The sequence below is a fragment of the Hydrocarboniphaga sp. FW305-C-57 genome (assembly GCF_058783045.1).
This window is the reverse complement of sequence record NZ_JBYSYG010000016.1, coordinates 1-22,395: the sequence shown is the minus strand read 5'-3', so window position 1 is coordinate 22,395 and position 22,395 is coordinate 1. Positions and strand designations below refer to the sequence as shown.

Annotated in this window: 21 protein-coding genes; 13 read left to right on the top strand and 8 right to left on the bottom strand. The window is 60.7% G+C overall.

The genetic code is table 11. The annotated features are described in order from the left end of the window. Positions 1-14: 14 nt before the first annotated feature. From AC3WUM_RS22710 to AC3WUM_RS22700, 3 genes are all read right to left on the bottom strand, one after another. A complete protein-coding gene (locus tag AC3WUM_RS22710; RefSeq protein WP_492413405.1) occupies positions 15-1,676 on the bottom strand; it encodes an AMP-binding protein in 1,662 nt (553 codons plus the stop codon). Positions 1,677-2,480: 804 nt separating this feature from the next. Next, positions 2,481-3,377: an MBL fold metallo-hydrolase gene (locus AC3WUM_RS22705; protein ID WP_492413263.1), complete on the bottom strand. Its 897-nt coding sequence runs from the start codon at positions 3,375-3,377 to the stop codon at positions 2,481-2,483. A 217-nt stretch (positions 3,378-3,594) separates the two neighbouring features. Continuing rightward, positions 3,595-4,518 carry a LysR family transcriptional regulator gene (locus AC3WUM_RS22700; RefSeq protein ID WP_492413261.1) on the bottom strand — a complete coding sequence of 308 codons (924 nt, stop codon included), beginning with the start codon at positions 4,516-4,518 and terminating at the stop codon, positions 3,595-3,597. Positions 4,519-4,797: 279 nt separating this feature from the next. Here AC3WUM_RS22700 and AC3WUM_RS22695 point away from each other — a divergent pair, with 279 nt between their 5' ends. The 5 genes from AC3WUM_RS22695 to AC3WUM_RS22675 all read left to right on the top strand — a co-directional run bounded on the left by AC3WUM_RS22695 (position 4,798) and on the right by AC3WUM_RS22675 (position 9,097). Further along, positions 4,798-6,288, top strand: coding sequence for an AMP-binding protein (locus tag AC3WUM_RS22695; protein WP_492413260.1), 1,491 nt, complete (start codon positions 4,798-4,800; stop codon positions 6,286-6,288). Between the two features lie 172 nt (positions 6,289-6,460). After that, positions 6,461-7,321, top strand: a complete 861-nt coding sequence (locus tag AC3WUM_RS22690) for an enoyl-CoA hydratase-related protein (RefSeq protein ID WP_492413258.1) — start codon at positions 6,461-6,463, stop codon at positions 7,319-7,321. 28 nt (positions 7,322-7,349) lie between these two features. Further along, positions 7,350-7,934 (top strand): carboxymuconolactone decarboxylase family protein, encoded by a 585-nt coding sequence (locus AC3WUM_RS22685; protein ID WP_492413256.1) that lies wholly within the window; start codon positions 7,350-7,352, stop codon positions 7,932-7,934. 27 nt (positions 7,935-7,961) lie between these two features. Then, positions 7,962-8,393 carry a nuclear transport factor 2-like protein gene (locus AC3WUM_RS22680; RefSeq protein WP_492413254.1) on the top strand — a complete coding sequence of 144 codons (432 nt, stop codon included), beginning with the start codon at positions 7,962-7,964 and terminating at the stop codon, positions 8,391-8,393. A 26-nt stretch (positions 8,394-8,419) separates the two neighbouring features. Beyond that, complete coding sequence (locus AC3WUM_RS22675; RefSeq protein ID WP_492413253.1) at positions 8,420-9,097, top strand: nitroreductase; 678 nt, start codon at positions 8,420-8,422, stop codon at positions 9,095-9,097. A gap of 28 nt (positions 9,098-9,125) precedes the next feature. Here AC3WUM_RS22675 and AC3WUM_RS22670 read toward each other — a convergent pair whose 3' ends face one another. The 5 genes from AC3WUM_RS22670 to AC3WUM_RS22650 form a co-directional block, all read right to left on the bottom strand. Beyond that, complete coding sequence (locus AC3WUM_RS22670; RefSeq protein WP_492413251.1) at positions 9,126-10,193, bottom strand: phosphotransferase; 1,068 nt, start codon at positions 10,191-10,193, stop codon at positions 9,126-9,128. After that, positions 10,190-11,350 (bottom strand): acyl-CoA dehydrogenase family protein, encoded by a 1,161-nt coding sequence (locus tag AC3WUM_RS22665; protein WP_492413404.1) that lies wholly within the window; start codon positions 11,348-11,350, stop codon positions 10,190-10,192. The genes AC3WUM_RS22670 and AC3WUM_RS22665 overlap by 4 nt, the downstream gene beginning before the upstream one ends. A gap of 72 nt (positions 11,351-11,422) precedes the next feature. Continuing rightward, the gene (locus AC3WUM_RS22660; protein ID WP_492413250.1) at positions 11,423-12,367 is read right to left on the bottom strand and encodes an alpha/beta hydrolase; all 945 of its coding nucleotides are present in this window, start codon (positions 12,365-12,367) and stop codon (positions 11,423-11,425) included. Between the two features lie 90 nt (positions 12,368-12,457). Further along, positions 12,458-13,267, bottom strand: coding sequence for an SDR family NAD(P)-dependent oxidoreductase (locus AC3WUM_RS22655; protein WP_492413248.1), 810 nt, complete (start codon positions 13,265-13,267; stop codon positions 12,458-12,460). A 16-nt stretch (positions 13,268-13,283) separates the two neighbouring features. Next, positions 13,284-14,057 carry a 2-keto-4-pentenoate hydratase gene (locus tag AC3WUM_RS22650; protein WP_492413247.1) on the bottom strand — a complete coding sequence of 258 codons (774 nt, stop codon included), beginning with the start codon at positions 14,055-14,057 and terminating at the stop codon, positions 13,284-13,286. A gap of 442 nt (positions 14,058-14,499) precedes the next feature. Here AC3WUM_RS22650 and AC3WUM_RS22645 point away from each other — a divergent pair, with 442 nt between their 5' ends. The 8 genes from AC3WUM_RS22645 to AC3WUM_RS22610 all read left to right on the top strand — a co-directional run bounded on the left by AC3WUM_RS22645 (position 14,500) and on the right by AC3WUM_RS22610 (position 21,908). Continuing rightward, positions 14,500-14,994: an FAS1-like dehydratase domain-containing protein gene (locus tag AC3WUM_RS22645; protein WP_492413246.1), complete on the top strand. Its 495-nt coding sequence runs from the start codon at positions 14,500-14,502 to the stop codon at positions 14,992-14,994. 5 nt (positions 14,995-14,999) lie between these two features. Next, positions 15,000-15,422: a MaoC/PaaZ C-terminal domain-containing protein gene (locus AC3WUM_RS22640; protein ID WP_492413245.1), complete on the top strand. Its 423-nt coding sequence runs from the start codon at positions 15,000-15,002 to the stop codon at positions 15,420-15,422. Between the two features lie 72 nt (positions 15,423-15,494). Next, on the top strand, positions 15,495-15,827 hold the full coding sequence (locus AC3WUM_RS22635; protein ID WP_492413243.1) for a hypothetical protein: 333 nt from the start codon (positions 15,495-15,497) through the stop codon (positions 15,825-15,827). A 52-nt stretch (positions 15,828-15,879) separates the two neighbouring features. Next, positions 15,880-17,298 carry an aldehyde dehydrogenase family protein gene (locus AC3WUM_RS22630; protein WP_492413241.1) on the top strand — a complete coding sequence of 473 codons (1,419 nt, stop codon included), beginning with the start codon at positions 15,880-15,882 and terminating at the stop codon, positions 17,296-17,298. Between the two features lie 239 nt (positions 17,299-17,537). Then, entirely contained in the window at positions 17,538-18,338 is an 801-nt protein-coding gene (locus AC3WUM_RS22625) for an SDR family NAD(P)-dependent oxidoreductase (RefSeq protein WP_492413239.1), read from the top strand. A 79-nt stretch (positions 18,339-18,417) separates the two neighbouring features. Next, positions 18,418-19,212: an SDR family NAD(P)-dependent oxidoreductase gene (locus AC3WUM_RS22620; RefSeq protein WP_492413237.1), complete on the top strand. Its 795-nt coding sequence runs from the start codon at positions 18,418-18,420 to the stop codon at positions 19,210-19,212. Positions 19,213-19,262: 50 nt separating this feature from the next. Continuing rightward, positions 19,263-20,039 (top strand): SDR family NAD(P)-dependent oxidoreductase, encoded by a 777-nt coding sequence (locus tag AC3WUM_RS22615; protein ID WP_492413235.1) that lies wholly within the window; start codon positions 19,263-19,265, stop codon positions 20,037-20,039. Between the two features lie 219 nt (positions 20,040-20,258). After that, entirely contained in the window at positions 20,259-21,908 is a 1,650-nt protein-coding gene (locus tag AC3WUM_RS22610; RefSeq protein WP_492413234.1) for a long-chain-fatty-acid--CoA ligase, read from the top strand. The last annotated feature ends 487 nt before the right edge of the window (positions 21,909-22,395 follow it).

The window sequence follows — 22,395 nt, the reverse complement described above, 5'->3', positions numbered from 1 at the left end:
CGCACGGAGCGCGTTCACGGCATCCGCTTGCCTGACGAGGCGGCATCGCGCAGATCCTTGCGCAGGATCTTGCCGACGTTGCTCTTGGGCAAGGCCGCGATGAACTCGATGGACTTGGGCCGCTTGTACGCGGTGAGCCGCTCGGCGCAGAAGGCGAGCAGATCGGCAGCGCTCAAGTCGGCATCGCGCCTGACCACGAACAGCTTCACGGCCTCGCCGGTGCGTTCGTCCGCCATCCCGATCACCGCGCATTCGAGTACGCCCGGATGGCCCGCAACCACCGCTTCGATCTCGTTCGGAAACACGTTGAAGCCCGAGACGATGATCATGTCCTTCTTGCGATCGATCAGCTTGACGTAGCCGTTCTCGTCCATGACCCCGATGTCGCCGGTGCGCAGAAAACCATCGTCGGTCATGACCTTGGCCGTCTCGTCGGGACGCCGCCAGTAACCGGCCATCACCTGCGGCCCGCGTACGGCGATTTCGCCGCTCGTGCCAGTCGGCAGCGCCTTGCCGTCGTCGTCGAGAATGCGGATCTCCACGCTCGGCATCGGCAAGCCGATGTTGCCCGTGAAGACTTCCGAGTCGGTGCGGTTGCAGGTGATGCCGGAACTGGTTTCCGACAAACCATAGCCTTCCACGATCGGGCAGCCGGTAACGGCGAGCCAGCGCCGGGCGACGGCTTCCTGCACCGCACTGCCGCCTCCGTTGCTCAGGCAGAGCTCGCTGAAATCGCAATTCGAAAATTCGGGCTGATGAAGCAGCGCTGCGAAAAGCGTATTGACCGCCGGGAAATTGTGGATGCGGTATTGCTTGAACGCATCGACGACCGCGCCGATGTTGCGTGGATCCGGAAGCAGGACGTTGACCGCCCCGATTCGGGCACCCAGCAGGCCGCAGCTGATGAACGCGAACACGTGATAAAGCGGAAGCGCGCAAAGGATCGTGTACTGCCCGGTGGTCGGACGCCGATGCAGGCCCGGCTGCATCCAGGCCTCGGAGGCCAGCAGGTTGGCGACGATGGTTTCGTGCAGCAGCACCGCGCCCTTGCTGACGCCCGTCGTACCACCGGTGTACTGCAGCAGCGCGACATCGACGGCCTGTATTTCCGGTGCCGTGAAGCGCGATGCCGAACCTTGCGCGAGCGCCGTATCGAACCGCGTGATCCGCGCATCGTCCGGATGCGATATGCCTTCGTCCTGGACCGCCGCCAGCGCGTCCGTCAGCGAAGCGAGCACCACATGCTCAATGCCGGTCTCGCCCGCGATCGCCTCCAGGGTCGAGGCGTGGCGATCAAGCATGACGATGGCGCGCGCACCCGAATCGACGAGCTGATGCCGAAGCTCGCGGGCGGTATAGAGCGGATTGACGTTCACGACCACGCATCCGGCGCGCAGCACCGCGGCGACCGCGACCGGATACTGCAAGACGTTGGGCATCATGATCGCAACACGCTCGCCCGTAGCGAGGCCACGCGACTGCAGCCAGGCCGCGAGCCAGCGCGAAAGCCGGTCGACGTCGGCATAGCGCAGCTCTCTGCCCATGCAAGCGTAGGCCTTGCGCTCCGCGTAGCGGGCAAAGCTTTCTTCGAGCAAGGCGATCACCGACGGATACGCGCTCGCATCGATGGTGGCGGGCACGCCCGGCGGATAGCTGGCAATCCAGGGATGGGTCATAGACGAGCGCGATTCGAAGGCGGAGATCATGCGCCCGGCCATCGATTCGGCACGGCCGATGGTCCACGCATCATTGCGCAGATGGTAAGGCATGCCCGCGCCGCGGCTTTGTCCCGCGGCGACAGCTTGTTGCCCTGGCGCGACAGGCTGCATTACGGCAACGCGCCGACGTGATCAGCCCGTCACTGTCGCCGAGAGACGACAGGCTTCAGTGAGGCCAGACAAAGCCAGTCTTGACCATTGGCGGAATCGAAACATATCCGACTCCTCGTGTGTAGTTCCCGACGTGAATGCAGAACAAGATGATCCACGCCAATAAAGCAAGAACAAGTACCGATTTTTTGATGATCTTCGCCGCTCTCAAAGCGCCCCCTCCTATCAACTCGCATTGATCTGGACGCAAGCCAAGAATGCCCACGGAACCGGCTCAATGAGCAGCATCCCCCGCACTGCGTTGGTCAGTCTGATTGCTCACTCATCTGCAGGATCACGTTGCAAAAGTGGATCGTGCAGACCCAATCGCTCAAGCAACAGCGGTACGCCTGATTGAAACGCCTTATTGCATCGACGCGATCGGCCCGATTCATCAGCACACCGTCAAGACTGCCGTCGACAGCATGTGAAGTTTCTCGGCGATATATTCAGCGGCTCCGGAGAAAATCCACCTGCCGTGCGCCTGCACTGATCGATCCTTTCGCGGATCTTTTTGAAGTTCTTCGAACGCAAGCCGATGAAACAGACATCCGCGTTCTCACAAGCGAAACCGGTCGCACTCCGAAGTTCCTGCGCTCAGGACCAGATCCATCACTCCGCAGGCAGCTTGCTATCGATGATCCAGGCGTCGCCGTCGGGCTTGATATAAATGCCTGTCGGGCCGGAGAAGTGCGATCCCAGCAGCAGTGCTTTGCGGCTCGATGCACGTTCCAGCACGAGTCTCCGCGTCGATCTCGCCATTTCATGATTCCAGCAGAAGTTGTCTCCAACATGTGGAATCGCAACTTGAACAGGGTGATGCAAAAGATCGCCTGTGATGAGGGCCTCTTGCCCATCGGAGGAAATCACGATGGAGCAATGACCGGGCGTATGCCCAGGTGTCGGCTCGAGCCTCACTTCTTCGACAATGAAGTGGCCCGGATCAACGAACTTGGCGAGCCCTGCTTCAATGATCGGTCTTACCGAGTCGTCCAGAACAGCGGGCGCATCGCCATGATCATCGACTTGCAGATGTTCATACTCGGCCTTGGCAAAGAGATATTCCGCATTGGGGAACGTCGGAACCCATCTCCCATCGACCAGCATCGTGTTCCACCCGCAATGGTCGGCATGCAAGTGTGTGCACAAAACACAGTCGATGCTCTCGCGCGGATAGCCAGCCTCTTCCAATCGTTTCAGGAAAGGGCCATCAAGCATGCTCAAAGCCTCGTAACTGCGCTTCTTGTCGTTTCCGATGCAGGGATCCACCATGATCCGCTTGCCGCCGGCCTCAATGATGAAGGCTTGAAAGTGCAGCTTGATGTTACCGTCCTCGTCGGAATAGTCCGGATACAGCCAATCTCTCCGCTGTTGAACTTCCTGCTTGTTCGTCTGGATGAAGATCGCAGGATCGGCACTGATCGGCGGCATCTCAAGCACTCGTGTCACCGTCGCAGCGCCAATCGACCATCGCATGAAGGGGGTTTTCTCTGTCGACTGTGCTGACACGGCAACGCTCCTCGGTCTTAGTCTTATATTGTTTAGGGCCGCCCCGCAGCACCGCGTGCATCACCCACTGCGTACCCTCTTCGCAAGATAGAGCAACGAGAGACGTCGATACATATGAATATGCTTATTTCATCCATAGCCAAAAGGCTATGTGACGGTTTTTCAGCCGGACTTCCGCCGTAGCGAGCAGGCGGGCACTTGTATGGCGGGACCCAATTCAGGAAACATCCTTGGCAAGCATGACGCCGGGCCACTCACCTGACTCCACGCGCAGACGAACGGCTTGATACAGCAGCTCTTCGAACGCCTTTACAGCTGAGCTGGGAGGACGAGTGCGCAGCGTGCTGACGGTCCAAGTTATTGAAAAATTGTTGATGGGCGCTGCCTCCAAGTCATACCGTCGAGAGCCCATCGCGCATCCAGGCATCGCCACGAAGCCAAGCCCCAGGTCCACCAGTTCCAGCATCATCGAAGCGCTGGTCTTAACCAGCACATTGAGTGGCTTTCCAAATCGCGAGAGTCGCTGATTGAGACGTTTAACGACCACCGTCGCATTGTGTTGGTGGATCATGGGTCGCACAGTAAGATCGGAAAGCGGAACCTCTTGAAGTTCGGCAAGGCCGGATCCCTTAGCTCCGAGTAGATAGATCCGATCGTGCACGATAGGTCGAGATTCGATTTCGGGATCGTCCTCCGTCATCGTCAGAACGGCGAAATCAATTTCCCTTGCTTTGAGCATGCCTTCGAGGGTCTCGCTGGAATCGGCGATGACCGTGAGCCGCACGTCCGGATACCGCTCATTGAACTGCTTGATAACCGGCGCCGTCATTCTCTCCGACCATGAATGAGGCATGCCAACCGCCAGCTCACCCTGGGGCTCCGGCTGCTGCGCCAGAAGCTCTTCGGACAACTCGTCGATGTCGGTCAGGATGGAGCGGGCACGAGTACTGAGCAGGTGACCCGCCTCGGTCAGGCAAACACCCCGTCCATGGCGCATCAACAGCTTGACCCGCAGCTCCTCCTCAAGATGGGCAACGTGCCGGGTCAGCGCTGGCTGAGTGATATGCAGCTCAGACGCCGCGCGCGTAATGCTGCCGTGCTCGGCGATCTTGAGCAGGTATCTCAAACTTAGGATGTTCATGACCTCTCCGTCGGGGGCCAGTAACAATCCGGAGCCCCCATCAAGCCATAACGACGATGTTATACCGCGAAGGCGGCGACTCGTGTCTTCGAAGCGGGATAAGCGCAGCCATGCCCGTGCTAAATCGCAAGAGCAACGGAGACTCGGCCGAGCGCATCCATAACCGAATCGTTATGCGGAAGATGCCGCTCAAGCGCTATTTCGGGGGGATTGCCCGGCGTAGCCTTTTTGGGAAAGGCACGCCTCCACAGCGTCTGGCGGGCCACGACGGAGCTGCGCATGGCCTCAATCCCGATGGGCGACATCCCTGCTTGGTATTCCAACAGCCTCGGGAGCGACCGGCTGTGTGTAGTGCATCAGGAAGCTCGCCTGTCCTGGGGCGAAATGGCCGTGCGGGCCAATCGTCGCGCCTGGGCGCTGAAGCGGCTCGGCGTGAACAAAGACGACATCGTTGCGTTGGTGATGTCCAACGAGAACGCCGTGTTCGAGTTGGCCTTCGCGATCTGGAAACTCGGCGCGACACCTTCCGTAATATCGGCAAGGCTGCCTATGGACGAACTCAAAGCGATCCTGGGACTTGCCCGCCCCAAGGCGATCTTCGCCACCGATTCGGCAATTCAGTCGAGCACGGGCGCGCTGCCGTCGGACTACGGACTTCGTGAGGGAAGCGACGAAGCGCTCCCCTCGGTCATTGGCAGTCACTGGAAAGCGATGACTTCAGGAGGCTCATCAGGCCGCCCCAAGATAATCATCGACCTCGGCCCCGGCGCGGTCGATCCGGACGAGCCGCCGCTCAACATGCCGCTAGGCGAGGCGGTACTCAACGCCGGGCCGCTCTGCCACAACGCGCCCTTCACCTTCATGTCGATCGCCCTGCATCATGGCAATAGCGTGATCAGCATGCCGCGGTTCGACGCAGAAGAAGCGCTGTGCCTGATCGAACGGCATCGCATCGCCTGGGCCAATCTGGTCCCGACGATGATGAGCCGCATCTGGGCGTTGCCCGAAGCGCTGCGCTCGCGCTACGACCTCTCCTCGCTGAAGGCGATTTGGCACACTGCCGCTCCAATGCCGGGCTGGCTCAAAGAAGCCTGGCTCGACTGGCTCGGGCCCGAGAAAATCTGGGAAATCTATGGCGGAACCGAGCGGCAGGGCAACACCGTCATCAGTGGCGTGGATTGGTTGTCACATCGAGGTTCCGTTGGCCGACCCGTCAACTGCCACATCCGCATTCTGGACGACAGCGGCAACGTCGTTCCGCAGGGCGAAGTGGGCGAAATTCACCTGCTTCCGTACACCGGTGCCGGCTCGACTTATCGCTATCTTGGCGCCGAAGCACGGCGATCGAGCGACGGCTACGAAACGATCGGCGACTTTGGCTGGCTGGATGAGGACGGTTATCTCTACATCGCCGACCGCCGCGCCGATCTGATCATTCGCGGCGGCATGAACATCTATCCAGCCGAAATCGAGAATGCACTGTCGGAGCATCCCGGTGTAGAGCTGGCCGTCGTAATCGGGCTGCCCCACCCGGACCTGGGCTCGGCGGTCCACGCCATCGTGCAGCGCCCGGCAGGGGGCGAACCCGTCAGTGCCGAAACACTCAATGCATTCCTGGCAACGAAGCTGACGCGTTACAAGCTTCCGGCGAGTTACGAGTTCACGCTGGAGCCATTGCGTGATGAGGCAGGAAAGGTTCGGCGCGGACAACTCAGGGCCGAGCGAATCGCCTTGCGCGAAAGCGGCAACACAATAGCCAGCACCGCTTGATCCCAACATCGCAACGCCGACTCCACAGCCAATACATCAGCCGGCATCGGTAGTTGTAATCCGCAGCGGCACCTCCGAATTCAGGGGCTCAACGCAGCGTGAAGCCGTCGATTCAAGCGATTCCAGCACCACAAGAGCAGAAAGCACCACAGTGCGAGAGAGGATTCCAACAATGACCGATCCAATTGGCGCGTACGAGTTCCTCGAGCTCGACCGCCCCCGAGCCTCGATTCTGAGAATCACGCTCAACCGCCCTGCAAAGCGCAACGCCATGAGTAGCGAGCTTCGTCGGGAGCTTTTCTCCGTCCTCGAGCGCGCCGATGTCGACAACGATATTCGCGTGATCATTTTGCGCGGTGCGGGCAAGTGCTTTTCGTCGGGTTACGACTTGAGCCAGGGGTCCGTCGAAGGCGCCGGCGCCCGGCCTACGCCCTACTACACCGCCCCAGGCATCGGCTACTGGGCGCGTCACGTTGTCGACGGCTGCTTTCGGATGTGGGACCTGGCAAAGCCGGTCATCGCACAAGTCCATGGCTATTGCCTGGCTGGCGGGAGCGAGCTCGCCGCATCGTGTGATCTTGTCTACGTCGCCGATGACGCCGAAATCGGCTACCCGCCAATTCGACTGATGAGCCCCCCCGACAACCAAGTGTTCCCGTGGTTGATGGGCATGCGCCACTCGATGGAGATGATGCTGACCGGAGATTCGATTAACGGCAAGCAGGCGGCCCAATTCGGCTTCGCCAATCGCTCGTATCCGCTCGATCAGCTCGAAACGGCGGTTCTGGATATTGCGGAGCGTGTCGCGAGAGTGCCTGCGCCGCTTCAGCAGATGAACAAGCGAGCCCTTCATCGCCAGATGGAAGCGATGGGAATACGCAATGGCATCCGCGTCGGCACTGAAGTGCAAGCGCAAGCCTGGTTCACGCCCGAAGTTCTCGCCTATGTCGAAGAGCTACGCAAAAGCATCACCGGCGCACTCGATCAGCGCGACGGCCAATTCGGCGACTACCGCACCAGCGGCCGCCCCTGATCTCCGACATCACTCACGAGGAAATGCAATGTCTGCGGGAATCAAATCCGAAAGCCGCCTGCCGCTCATTGATATCGAGACCCTGGAAGGAGCCGTCGGCGATGCGCTGCGCGCCGCGCCCATGCGACTCAACATCATCGCCATGATGGCGCACGCCAAGACCGCCGTTCTACCGCAACTGAATGTCGGTCGCGCCGTGATGACGGAGCTGTCTCTCGCGCCGCTTCAGCGCGAGCTGCTGATTCTGCTCGCGGCGCGGCTCGACGTGTGCCAGTACGTCTGGTCCCAACATCGTGCGATCGCCGAGAAGCTGGGCGCCACCCCCGAGATGGTGGAAGCAATCGATGCGCTCGACCTCTCATCCAAAGTTTTCAACGAAGCCAATCAGGCGCTGCTGCTGTTCGGCAAGCAAGTCATTCGCGGCGGCGACGTAGTCGACTGGGTTTTCGAACGAGTTTCCAGCCACTTCTCGGCGCAGGAACTCGTCGAGGCCATCATCGCCATCGGCTACTACATGACCATGAACCGGCTCACGCTCGCAACACGAACGCCGCTCGAATCCGGCATCGTCGGCGCCGCTATTCGAAATGCGAAGCCGGCCAACAACAACTAAACGCTGCATTTGAATGGAGGAATGAAAATGGCGACGGCAAGTGAAAATCACCAGCTTCTGACCGACTACTACGCCGCATACGGCGAAGGCGGCCCCGAGGGCATCGCTCGCATGGCCAGCTTCTACGCCAAGGACAAGCCCGCGTACATCGGCGGAAACTCTGAGTTCTCTGGGCACATCAAGAACACCGAAGAGGCCGTGAAGCTACTCCTGCGGGTCCAGGAGCTCAATAACGGCAACGTCAAGATCGTGGGAAAACCGACGGTGCTGGTCGCCGGCGACACCGTCGTGGCGACGCTCATCTACGAGAAGCATGCGCGCGTCGGACAGCCCGAGCTAATCGTTCCCCGGCTCTGCGTTTATGAAATTGCAGACGGCAAGCTCAGCAAAGCATTTGCCTGGCAAATCGAATCGAAAATTTTCGATGACTACTATCCGCGCGCCGAGCGACACCTCTAACCGCAAAATTGCACCAGGAGTTTCAGATGTCCGAGAGCAAGCTGTTCCATAACGTCGTCCGCAGTCGAAAATCCGCACGCAGCTTTCTGCCCGATCCGGTTCCGGATGCCGTTCTGAAATCTGTTCTCGAAGATGCGAGGCATGCGCCGTCGAACTCCAATGTGCAGCCCTGGGTAGTGCACGTTGCGTCTGGAGAAACCCGCGACAAGCTCAGCAAGGCGATGCTCGCTGCCGCCTTGGAGGAGCGCATCACGGCCGACTTCTCCTTCAACTACGACGACCTCTATGGCGTCTACAAGGAGCGTCAGCAGGCCCAAGGAGCCGCCTACTTCCAGGCCGCCGGAATCGCCCGGGATGCGGCTGAGCAGCGTCGCTACGCGATCCTGCGCAACCTGGAATTCTTTGGCGCGCCGCATGTCTGCCTGTTGTTCATGGCGCCCGTCTATGACCCCGTTCGTGTCGCTGGCGACGTCGGCATGTATGGCCAGACGCTGTTGCTTTCGCTGGCGGCCCACGGACTCGCCGGTGTCCCGCAAACCTTGCTGAGCTTTTTTGCCGAACCAGCCCGTGAGGTTCTCGGTATCGATCCCTCACTGAAAATGCTGTTCGGCGTTTCCTTTGGCTACGCCGAGCCCGGCAACCCGGTGAACACCTTCCCCGTCGCGAAGGCGCCGATTGAGGAATGCGTGAGCTTTCACCGCTAGTGATGAGCGTGGGGGCTTGGTAAGCCCATCAAGCCCCTGCTCGTTTGGCTTGCTGCCATGCGAGCGACATCAGCTCGGGCAATACGGCAACACGCTCGCGCGCCTGCGCCGACGAGGCGTTTCCGCGTAGATAGCGGCCCTTGATGCCGTGGAATATCGCGGCCAGGCGAAAGAAGTTGAATGCGACATAAAAGTCGTAGGCCGGCATTCCGGCCAGGCCACGGCGATCACAGTAGGTGGCGAGATAGTCCGCCTCGCTCGGAATACCGAGCGCATGCAGATCGGCACCTCCCAAGCCCGCGACAATGTGAGGCGGCATGCGGTACATCATCGCGTGATAAGCGAAATCCGCGGCCGGATGCCCCACAGTCGACAGCTCCCAATCCAGTACTGCCAGAATGCGCGGCTCGGTTGGATGAAAGATCATGTTGTCGCAACGAAAGTCGCCGTGAACGACGCAGCTGTCGTCGCCCGCCGGGACGTTCGCAGCCAACCACTCGACCAGGCGGTCCATGTCCGCATGGCGCCCGGCCTGACTGTCGTTGAGATACTGCTGACTCCAAAGCTCGATCTGCCGCTCGATATAGCGGCCTCGGCGGCCGAAGTCCTGCAGCCCAATCGCCTGATAGTCCAGCCCGTGCAGCATCGCGATCGTGGCATTCATCGCGTCGAAATGCCGAGCTCTCAGCTCCTTTGGCACACTAGAGAAGGTCGCGTCCCAGAAGATGCGGCCTTCGACCATCTCCATCACGTAGAACCAAGTTCCGATCACCGCATCGTCGGTGCACAGCCCGTGCACTTTCGCAACCGGGAAGCCCGCCCTGCCGAGCGCCACTAGAACCTTGCTCTCACGCTCGATGGCATGCGCGCCTTTGAGCAGCGCGCCGGGGGGTTTGCGGCGCAGCACATAGCAGCACGCCGAGGTTACGAGCTTGTAGGTGGGGTTGGATTGCCCACCTTTGAACTGCTCGACCGAAAGCGGCCCGCGATAGTCGGCAACGTTAACCCGCATCCAGGCATCGAGAGCCGCCACGTCGAAGCCGAATCCCTCTCGCACCTCGGTAGTGCCGAAGTTCTGTTCAGCCTCTGCACTCATGCCGACGCGCCCCTCCAATCTCGCTTGATCTTCTTGGCAAGCGCCCACTTGTGCACTTCAGTGGGACCGTCATAGATCCGGAAGGCGCGTATCTCGCGAAAAGCCTGTTCGACGATGGTGTCTCCACTGACGCCGTTACCACCCATGACCTGCACGCAGCGGTCAACCACCCGAAACAGCGCATCGGACACCGCCACCTTTGCCATTGAGCTCTGCGCGGTGCCCAGCGATCCCGAATCCAGCACGCTGGCACACCAGTCGATGATCAACTCCGATTGCTTGAGATCGACGAGATTGTCGGCCAGCATGAATCCCACGCCCTCGTGATCGATGAGCGGCTTGCCAAACGCCTGCCGGCGACAGGCGTAATCTCGGGCAAGCTCGTTGGCGCGGATCGCAAGGCCCAGCCAGCGCATGCAGTGCGACAGCCGTGCCGGGCTCAGGCGCACCTGCGTGTACGCAAAGCCTTCACCCGACGCTCCCAGCATCTGCTCGTCAGAAACCCGCAAATCGACGATCTCAATCTCGGCATGCCCGCCGGGCATCGAGCTGTCGAGGGTGTTCAGCACCCGAGTCGTGCGGATCGCGGGGTCGGGAAGGTCCACCAGAAACATGCAAGCACCGTCATCCGACTTTGCCATGACGATGCCAACCCGCGCTCCCTCCGCGCCCGTAATGAACTTCTTGCGGCCATTAATGATCCAGTGCTCACCATCGAATCGACAGGTGGTCTTCATCATCGAAGGATCAGAGCCGGCTCCGTCCTCCTCTGCCGGCTCAGTCATGAAGAACGCCGACCGCGCGTCTCCCGAGATCAGTGGCGCGAGGAAGCGCGCCTTCTGCTGCGGCGAGCCCACTTTGCCGAGCAAGTACATATTCCCCTCATCGGGCGCCATGGTGTTGCAAGCAATAGGCCCCAGCGGCGACAGACCACTTCGGATCAGCACCGTGGCCATCTCGCGCTGAGTCAGGTGACTGCCGTCATCGAGGATGTGCGGAGTCAGCACACCCGCCGCACGGGCTTTGCTTCGTAGCTCGACAACGAGATCCTCACTTGGGCCGTGAGGACCAAGCCGCGTGTCCTTCTCATACGGCGCAACCGTGCCACGCACGAAAGCCTCGACTCTCTCAGCAATCACGCGAGCCCGCTCGCTCACGCCTTTACTCAATCCCAGTTCCACGTTTCCTTTTCCCCCAATTTTCTTCGCGCTCAGGCGCTCCCCCTGCTCTCAGGGCAAGCAGCGGCGAATAAAAGCAATCGCCTTTTCGTGCGCATCGGCGGCAGCGCGACACGGCATCGCAACGAAGTTGTGAGGTGCTCCTGGGTAAACATGTAGCTCGCTGGGGTTTCCGGCCGCCAGCCAGCGCATGTGCATGAACAGCGAATCTTCCAGCAGAGCGTCATCGGTTCCCACGACGAACACCGCCGGACAAAGATTCGACAGTTCGGCATAGAGTGGTGAGACCTCGGGCGATCGCCGATCGAAATCGGGCCCCAGCAGCGCATCGACGAAGCCACGCAGGTCGCCAGTGCGCGGCATGCTGCGTACACCGCCGAATTGCTGCGCGCCGGGCGTCAGCGCCAGATCGAAGAATCCAAAGATGAAGTGCGCAGCCGCAAAGCGTACGGCCTCGCGCAGCTTCAGCAGTGTCAGTGCCGCCAGATGCGCACCGGCTGAATCGCCACCGATAACGAGGCGCTCACTGCCCCACAGGCGCACTGCGTTCTGAGCCAACCATGTGGCAGCCGCAACGCAATCTTCCAGCGCCGCGGGGTGCGGATGTTCCGGCGTCAGGCGGTAGTCGACGCTCACGCAGACGAGGTCGCCATCATCGGCAAGCGCCTCAAGCTTGTAGTCCTGCAAATCGGCCGCGCCCATAAACCAGCCGCCACCATGAATATGCAGGTAGAGTCCCTTGGGATTTGCCGAGGCGATCACGCGAAGATCGAGCGGGCCACCGGGGCCGGGAATGCGGATCGTCTGCGCTCGCGGTGAGCGGATGATGGCGGGAAAGCCGCCGACGCCCGCATGGCGAGCCTCGCGCAGCGGCCTGGCATGCTGCGGCGTCCATGCGGGGAAGGCAGGAATTCCCGCTTTGACGGCAGCGGCGATCGCGCGCGTGTCATCCGGAATACTGCTCGCTTCGAACAGACTTGAATCCAGTACGGCCATGGCATCCTCGCAAACGCATAGAGCGATTCCCGATCAGGCCCGACACGCGGGATCGCGGCGTCTTGCCAGCTATCACACTCAACGCTGAGCCTAAGTGGCGCTCCGGCCGACCATCCCGCGCGAGATCGCCAGATCAAGATGGGCCCCGGCATCCATGATCAAGGTTTCGCCCGTGATGATGGAGGCCTCTGGCGAGCAGAAGTACGCAATGCCGCCCGCGATATCTTCGGGTGATGCGGCGCGCTGTAGCGGCATATTGTCCGCAACCTGCTGCAGGGTCGCCGCATACTGATCTAGCGAGAGTCGGTCTTCGAACCAACGGGTTCCGACAAAACCTGGGCAGACCACGTTGACGCGAACATGAGGCGACAGGGCGCGCGCCAGCGTCTTCGTCAGATTGATCAGAGCGGCCTTTGAAGCGGCATACGCTGAGCAGGATCCACCACCGAACAAGCCCGCGATCGACGCCACGTTCACGACCGATCCACCGCCCGACGCCCTCATCCCCGGCGCCACAGCGCGGATCATCTGGTAGGGGCCGATGACGTTGGTGCGGTAGATATTGGCGAAGTCTTCGCCCGAGAGACCGTCGAGCTGCGCGTGCTGCACAAACTTGGTCGCCGCTGCGTTGTTGACAAGAATGTCGACAGCGCCGCCCAGTTGCTCTACGGCAGCGCCAACCAGGCGATGACAATCCTCGTCGTTGCCGACATCTGCCGCAATCGCAACCGCGCGCGCCCCCAAAGCCCTGCAGGCGCGTGCCGTGTCCTCGGCCTCGTCACGGCTCACGCGGTAGTTGATGGCGACGTGGGCTCCACAGGCCGCGAGCTTCAACGAAGCGGCGCGGCCGATGCCGGTTCCCCCGCCCGTTACGATGGCGATTCTTCCGCTCAGATTCACCGAGACTCTCCGGCGATCAATAGTCGAAGACGGCCGACACGTCGCCGAAGCCTTCGAAATGCGCGCTGATCACCGAGTTCGGCGGCGCAGTCAGCAAGGCGGAGGGCGATAGTGTCGCGAGAATCTGCCCCTTGCGTATGCCCTGGCGCTCGCGCGCCGAGTTGACGCCGACGAACACCAGGATGAAAGGATCGACGACGGGGTGTCCGCCGCGCGTGTCACCCACCGTTTCACCGTTCTGCTGGGCCACGAGCCGTAGCTTGCCGAAGTCGAGCGACCTCCAGTCCGGATAGGGTTCGCCGACCACGAAGCCGCCGCTCAAAGTGTTGTCCGCATAAGCCTCGAACACGCGATCGGCCAGCTCCTGCATGCCGGCGATATCGAAGCGGAAAGCAAGAAACTCGATCGCCGGCACCGCCTCGGTGGCTTGCGCGACTTCTTCATAGGTGTACGGAAGATCGCGCGGAGGCAGGTCCGTTTTGGCACGGAACACGATCTCCGGCTCCCAGATGCGGATACGCGACATCTCCTGCGTGATACGAGCACCAGAAGGCAGCAGATTGAAAATTGGCGCAAGCAGATTGGGCTGCCCGGCCTTGAACGGAAAGTAGAGCTTCCATCCCTTCACGGGCTGCCCGAGGCCGTTGACCAGGCCATCGAGAATGCTTTGTACGTCATAGAAGGAAGTCGGCCGGCAATCTTCCGGAAAGCGCTTTACAGGCTCTTTCGCCGTACCGCGAAATAGTGAGACCAGCAACTCCGCGGCTTTATCAGCACTCGCTTGATCCATTGTTCAATCCTCGGTTTCCTGGTGGGGTGTGTTTTCAGCGCTGAGAAAACGCGTGCACGCGCCTGCTCGATAGAACATCTGCGAACCGAGCCCTGAGTTCGGGCAGTAGTCAGCGCTAGTGGGCTACGAGTTAGCGCCGGCTCGACGAGCCTCATCGGGAGTCGAGATGCGCTTTTCGGCGATGTGAGATTCGACTTTCTTGCTGGTGCCTTCTCGCGGGCCTTTGTCACATGCTATCGCCGGCGCAACGCCGCCAACTAGGCCGAATTGCGACATCGCAGCCATAACACTGATGTTGATTGACGCCGCGACGATGCGGTGGCGATATGTCGTTTGATCGAGAGCCCGAGACACTCACGTGCATCGACAGCGATACCGGCGCTGTCGATGCACGATACCGACGACGGGCCACACCATTCTCACGCGAGGACTCGCAAGAACCATGAGCGACGCAGCCGCCACGAGGCCTCGAGCAATTTTCAAACGCGAAACCAAGGGTCTGATCACCGCTGCGGTGGCTGTTCAACTCGAACGCAGCCGCCTCTTACTGTTCGCCAAGCTACTCGGAGAGACCGCCCCGCTCTTCACCAACGTCGCTGCCGCTCGGGCCAGTGGGCACCCCGACATCGCCGCCGCGCCCTCATTCGCCGCGGTCATCGAGACCCTCGCGGAAGAAGAGCGATCTCGACAAGGCGGCGCGAATCTCACCGAGCTGATCGGTTGCGACTTTCGATACTTGCTGCACGCCGAGCAGCATCACACTTACGAGGGTCTGATGTACGCCGGTGAAGAGGTTCTCGTCAGCACTTTGGTCCTCGATTTCTACGAGAAGCGCGAGGGCTCGCTGGAGTTCGCCGTACTGGAATCGACGATCTCCCACGCCCAGCGCGGCGTGCTGGTCCGTGTCAAACGAACGCTCGTGCATCGGCTGGAGTGAGGGCGATGGAGAGCTCAGCACAATACGATGGCATTCAAGCAGGCAGCTTTTTACCCGAGATCGAGTTTGGCCCCATCTCACGCGCCCTGCTTGCGCTCTATGCAGGCGCATCGGGCGATCACGATCCGGTTCATATCGATATCGACTTTGCCAGAGACGCGGGGCATCCCGACGTCTTCGCTCACGGCATGCTTCCCTTCGGCGTCCTATCGCGCGTCGTCACCCAATTGTGCGGCCCGGAACGCCTACGAAGCTTTGGGGCGCGATTCGTTGCGATCACCCATGTTCACGATCTCATCCGCTGTCGGGGCCGCGTGGCCGAGCTCCTGGAGCGCGACGGCACTCGAGTGGCGCGTATCGAGCTGATCGCCTCCGCACAGGACGGCCGGCAGCTCATTGTTGGCGAGGCTGTAGTCGCGTTGACCTAAGAGCTCTCGGTCACTTTGAAAGTGCTCAGGACTGAACATCTAACGGCTTGATCCGCTGCCTGGGGTTACGACATGTCGACATTCTCGCTTCCAATCATTGGTGCTTTTCTGGTTTCGATGCTCAGTCAGTTCGCCGGCCTGGCTCTGATTCCAGCGACACGAGGCTTCACCGCCTTTTGGCCGACCATCGGCTGCCTGGCCGGCTTCGCTATCGGCATCGCGGTGTCGGCCCGCATGGTCAACGCCGGGGTGCAACTCAGCATCCTTACTCCCTTCATGACGGTCGCTCTGCAGCTCCTGGTCCTGATCGTTGCGGCGACCGTCTATGGCGAGTCGGCCTCCCTAGCGAAGATTGCTTTATTGGTATGTGCCGCCCTGATGATCGGCGTGGCCACGCGCGTGTAGATCTTGCGCAAATTGGACAGCAGACACGCACCCTCTGAGATGGAGCACAGATATGGCAGAAGAACTCAAGCTGTTGATCGCTGGCGAACTGGTGGGTGGCGACTCCTCCATGAACGTCATCGACCCTTCGACGGGATCTCCGTTTACGACGGCGCCGCGGGCCTCATCTCGCCAACTCGGGCTCGCCGTCGCTTCCGCAAAAGCGGCTCAACCGGCCTGGGCGGCGCTTGCGCTTAGTGCGAGGCGTGAGCGGCTGATCGCGCTGGCTGATGCCATACAGAAAAATTCGGCCGAACTCGCACGCACTTTGGTTCGTGAGCAGGGCAAGCCGCTGGCAGAGGCGATTGTCGAGCTGGCGTTTACCGAGGGGCTTGTTCGCTACTTTGCGGCTATCGACCTACCCGTCGATGTACTTCAGGACGACGAATCACTCCGCATCGAAGTTCATCGCAAGGCGCTTGGCGTGGTCTGCGGCATCACGCCCTGGAACTTTCCCCTGTTTCTCGCCGCGATCAAATTTGCGCCCGCATTGCTGCTGGGAAACAGCTTCATCCTGAAACCGGCGCCAACGACGCCGGTGAGCTCGCTCATGCTCGCGCGGCTGGCACAGCCGCTACTCCCTGCCGGCGTTTTCAGCGTGATCACGGATCTCAATGACCTCGGCGCGGAGCTCACTGCCCATCCCGATGTGGCGAAGATCGCGTTTACGGGCTCGACCGCAACTGGGAAGAAGGTCATGCAAGCGGCCGCCCCTGGCCTGAAGCGCATCACGCTCGAGCTCGGCGGAAACGACGCCAGCATCGTGCTGGATGATGTCGATGTCTCGGTCGTTGCACCCAAGATCCTGGCCGCCGCCTTTGCCAACGCCGGACAAGTCTGCATTGCGGCCAAGCGGGTCTATGCCCACCGCAACATCTACGACGCCTTGTGCAACGAACTGGCGAGATTGGCCGACGCGATGGTGGTTGGGAACGGGCTGCAAGCTGATACGCAGATGGGGCCGGTGCAGAACGCAGTACAGTTCGAGAAAACCAAAAGTCTGATCGAAAGCGCACGCCGCGATGGCCGGATCATCGCGGGCGGCAGCGTCGGCGATGGCAAGGGCTACTTCATCCGCCCCACCATCGTTCGCGACATTGACGATGGCGCCACGCTGGTGGACGAAGAACAGTTCGCCCCCATTTTGCCGATCGTCAAGTTCGACGACGTGGACGAGGTGGTAAGCCGGGTCAATCGCTCGATTCACGGCCTCGGCGGATCGGTCTGGAGTAGCGACCATGACCGGGCGTATGTCATTGCCCGCCAGATCGATAGCGGAACCGTTTGGATCAATCATCATGCCGACCTGCGGCCGCACGTTCCATTCGGAGGCGCCAAGCAGTCCGGCATCGGCTCCGAACTCGCGACCGATGGCTTGCTGGCGTTCTCGCAGACCTCGGTCATCAGCATCTCCAAACAGCTCGTGCGATAGCGCCGCGAGCCGATCCAGCCATAGTGGTTCGGTTATGCCTCCGATAACCGGACCATTCTAGTTAAGCCGCGCCTGAACCCGTATCGTGGGTTTGCGCCAGCTGGCGTTCCCGCCATTGCCGTGCAAGACGGTGGAGCGCATGGCGGTTCGGCTCATAGAGCGTCAACGCTCGCCCAACACGCACAAGGGCTCGCGGTCGCAGCGGCTATTTCACATACAAAAGGGACGAGGAGCCCCACATGTCAGAACTCAACGGAAGATCGGCATTGGTCACCGGCGCCGGAAGCGGCATCGGCCGAGCGACGAGTCTCGCGCTCTCCGCATGTGGGGCATACGTATGGGTGACCGATTTCGATGAATCAGGGGCCAAGGCTACCGTTGATTTGATCGAACGAGCCGGTGGCCACGCGCAGGCGATTCGCTTGGATGTCCGCAGCGAATCCGAGTGGCAGCAGGCGCTGTCTCTCACTGATCGTCGGGATGAGCCCTTGACGATCCTGGTCAATTGCGCAGGCAAATCGATGATCACCGATACTTTCTCGATGCCGCTCGAGGATCTTCGATCGATCATGGCGATCAATGTCGAAGGAACGTTTCTCGGGATGAAGCTCGCGATTCCGAGGATCGCTCGATCAGGCGGCGGCGCTGTCATCAACATCTCCTCGCTCGCAGGCCTGAAGGGCATTGCCGGCATGGCGGCCTATTGCGGCTCCAAGGGCGCGATCCGGATGATGACCAAGGCCGTCGCGCTCGAATGCGCCGCACTCCGCAACAAGGTACGCGTCAACTCCGTTCATCCAGGCGTTGTCGATACGCCTGCCTGGCAGAAGCACAGCGCAGATGAGGTTGCCCAGTCTGGCCATGGCTCGCCGGCAGTGAAGACGCTCGACCCTCACAAGGTGGCCGAGGAACTGGTTCCGATCGGCGTGGCTTGTACGGCCGCAGAAATTGCCGACACGGTCTGCTTTCTCGCATCGGACACTGCACGCCACATCACCGGGGCCGAAATTGCCATCGATGGTGGCATGACGGCGGGCTGATGCCGCCATGCTCGCCGTACACGGTGAGATTCAGCCGGTCAGAACCGCAATTTCCACGTAAGCAAGAAGAGGAATCCGCATGTCGGAACTCACAGGTACTGCAGCGTTCGTCACTGGCGCCGGCAGCGGCATCGGCAGGGCGATCAGCCTCGCACTCGCCGCTCGCGGCGCTTTCGTCTGGGCTACAGACTTCGACATCGCAAGCGCAATCGGCACGGCCGATTTGATCGCCCAGGCCGGCGGGCGGGCCGAGCCGCTGCGACTGGATGTTCGACACGAATCCGAGTGGCAGCAGTCGCTCGCTCGCACCGATGCGCCCGGTGCGGCTTTGACCGTACTGGTCAATTGCGCGGGGACGTCCGCCATCACCGACACTTTCTCGATGCCTCTCGAAGACTTCAGGCGGATCATGGCGGTGAACGTCGAGGGAACGTTTCTGGGCATGAAGCACGGCGTTCCGCGAATTGCGAAATCCGGCGGCGGGGCCGTCATCAACATCTCGTCTTTGGCTGGCCTGAAAGGTATCGCCGGCATGACCGCCTACTGCGGGTCGAAAGGCGCGATTCGGATGATGACCAAAGCCGTGGCACTCGAATGCGCGGCGGCGCGCAACCAGGTTCGCGTCAACTCCGTTCATCCCGGCCTGGTCGACACGCCTGCCCTGCGCAAGCATATCGACGACGCCACCCAGGCCAACCCAGCGGCAGGCCCGACGACGCTCGACCCCGACGAGGTCGCCAAAGCCGCAGTGCCGATTGGCGTTGCCTGCTCGCCCGCCGAAGTCGGCGAGACCGTTTGCTTCCTGACCTCGAATGCCGCTCGGCACATCACCGGCGCAGAGATCGCGATCGATGGCGGCATGACCGCCGATTGAGCCGTGGCCGCACCACTGCTTGGGCCGGCCTTACGTGAAAAAGGATGGGCATGAATCTGTTTGATCTCAGCGGCAAGGTGGCGATCGTCACCGGCTCGTCACGCGGCATCGGCCGAGCTATCGCACAAGCCTATGCGGCAGCGGGTGCGCGCGTCGTCATCTCGAGCCGCACCCAGTCGGCTTGTGAGGAGGTCGCGGCGACGATTAATGCAACACACGGTGAAGAACGCGCCATTGCCGTAGCAGCCAGTCTGTCCGACAAATTGGCGCTGGAAGCCCTGGTTGCTCAAACCCGGCAACGACTCGGCCAGATCGATCTACTGGTCTGCAACGCCGCGTCTAATCCCTACTATGGGCCGCTGTCAGGGATTACGGATGAACAGTTCCGCAAGATCTTCGACAACAACGTGCTGGCCAACCATTGGCTGATCAAGAAGGTGGTGCCGGAGATGGTCGCTCGGCGCGCGGGCTCGATCATCATCGTCTCGTCGATCGGCGGGCTCATCGGCTCGGAAGTCATCGGCGCCTACAACATCTCCAAAGCTGCTGACTTCCAATTGGTCCGCAATCTCGCCGTGGAACTCGGCCCGCATAACGTCAGGGTCAACGCGATCGCACCCGGCGTCATTCGGACCGATTTTGCTCGCGCGCTATGGGAAGACCCGCATGCCGAGACCGCGTTGCGACGCGCGACGCCGCTGGGCCGAATCGGCGAACCAGAGGAGATCGCGGGCGCCGCCGTATTTCTCGCCTCGAAGGCAGGCGCCTACGTCACCGGCCAAGGAATCGTGGTTGATGGTGGCTCAACCATCAAGGGGACACTCTGACGATTTAGATGGGGTCCGCTTCGACCCATCGATTTCGCAGCTTCATCAAACATCGGGCATCCCGCTACTGACTGCGCGAAGCCGGATGCCATCATCGCCTCAAGGTTTTCGTCACAAAGCTGGGCAACATGCTCCAGCTTCTCTGCTCATCGGGCACGCAGTCCAAGGGCTTCTGCTCGATTGCAAGCCAATATCTGTCCCTCGACACAGGAGTGCATCATGCCGCTGCGTTTCGCCGAGCGCTCGACCGAGTTCCATCAGTTCCCGTTGACGATCCGACGTTTGCTGGACGGTGTTCTAACCAAGGCCGCCGATCAGCAAATCATCTATCGCGACCAGCACACCTACACCTACCGGGAGTTTTACGGACGCATCAGCCGGCTTGCTTCACTGCTTGCAAGTATCGGAGCGGAGCAAGGCACAACGGTGGCGATAATGGATTGGGATAGCCACCGCTATCTAGAAGCCTACTTCGCCATACCGATGATGGGCGCGGTACTGCAGACCGTGAACGTACGTCTGCCTGCGCCGCAAATCACCTATACGCTGCAGCACGCAAAAGCCGAAATCCTCATCGTTCATCGGGATTTTTTTCCGATCATTGAGGCAATCCTGCCCACACTGCCAATGGCCAAGGCAGTGGTCGCGATCATGGACAGCACTGATGAGGCGCTACCCGCATGGGCCGATGGCGAATATGAAGCGCTCTCGTCAACGGCTTCATCCGACTATCGCTTTGTTGATTTTGACGAAAACGCGGTCGCCACAACCTTCTACACCACTGGCACGACTGGCAATCCCAAAGGCGTTTGCTTCACACATCGTCAGCTCGTTCTTCATACCCTGGCGGCCACCGGCCCATTCGGTGCTTCTACCGCATCGCCGAGCCTGGCTGTGGATGACGTCTACATGCCCCTTACGCCCATGTTCCATGTTCATGCCTGGGGAATGCCTTATATCGCGACAATGCTGGGAGTAAAGCAGGTCTATCCAGGACGCTATGATCCCGCGACGATCTGCCACTTGCGCAGCAAACACCGTGTTTCCTACTCCCACTGCGTACCGACGGTGCTCGAAATGGTACTCAGATCTGCCCAACAGACCGGCGTGGATCTGACCAATTGGAAGATGACGATCGGCGGCTCCGCGCTAACCAGGGCGTTATGCAGCGAAGGGCGCCGGCGTGGCATGTTGATTGGGGCCGGCTATGGCATGTCGGAAACCTGTCCCACGGTATTGAAAGCCGCGCTGCGGTTCCCCGATCGAGATGAAGGAGAGGATGCGATGCTCTCCATCTTCACAACATCGGGAATTCCCGTGCCCTTGGTCGATGTACAGATCGTCGATGAGGCGATGAACCCACTGCCTCACGATGGAAAATCGCGCGGTGAGCTGGTACTGCGGGCGCCCTGGCTTTCTTCCTGCTACGTCGGCGACCCCAAAGCATCCGATGCCCTGTGGCGTGGAGGCTGGATGCACACCCAGGATATCGCAACGATTGATTCCAATGGCCTCGTCCAGATTCGTGACCGACTAAAGGATGTGGTCAAAACCGGTGGAGAATGGATTGATTCGATTCAACTGGAAGAGCTGGTCGCAACCGCTGACGGAGTCGCCGAAGCCTGCGTGGTCGCGGTACCCGACGCGAAGTGGGGCGAACGTCCGCTGGCTGTAGTGGTGATCGAAGCTTCCGCTCGGCCGACGCTGGATACGATCAACGCGCCTGTTGAACGCGCTATCGCCAGCGGCGCGATCACACGCTACGCCAGGCTCGATCGCTTCGAAATCATTGATCAGCTTCCGCGTACCAGCGTCGGCAAGATTGACAAGAAGCTGCTACGCGCTCGCTTTGGTGAATGCTCAGGCTAAGCTGTGGCACTGACGAGGCGGGGCCGTACGGCGCTGCCTTGGTACGCTCCAATGATCAGATCGGCTTCGCTATTCCATTCGTGAGTTGGCAATGGAAAAAGGGCGCCGAGATTTTCCCGGCGCCCTTTTTCTCCACACGCGTATCGGGACTCAAAACGCTACCGATACCGTGACCCCGACCGTGCGGGGAGATGCAGGACTCGCTACATACCCCCCTGTGCCGGCCGGACCCGCTGACTCCTGTCCAATCAGGTAATACTGGACATTGCTCAGGTTCTTTCCCCAAAGGATGAACCGCCACTGATCCATCGAAGAGGGCACTAGGCTCAGCGAAGCATTCACCAGAGTCACATCCTCGGCCCAGAGTCGATTGTCCGCGGTCCACGGATACTTGCCCGTGTAGGACACCCCCGGCGCGCGTCAAGATAGTTGTCGCCTCAGTCATGCAGCCAATCGCTGTTTGGTTGTAGCGCCTGATGAGTTCGGC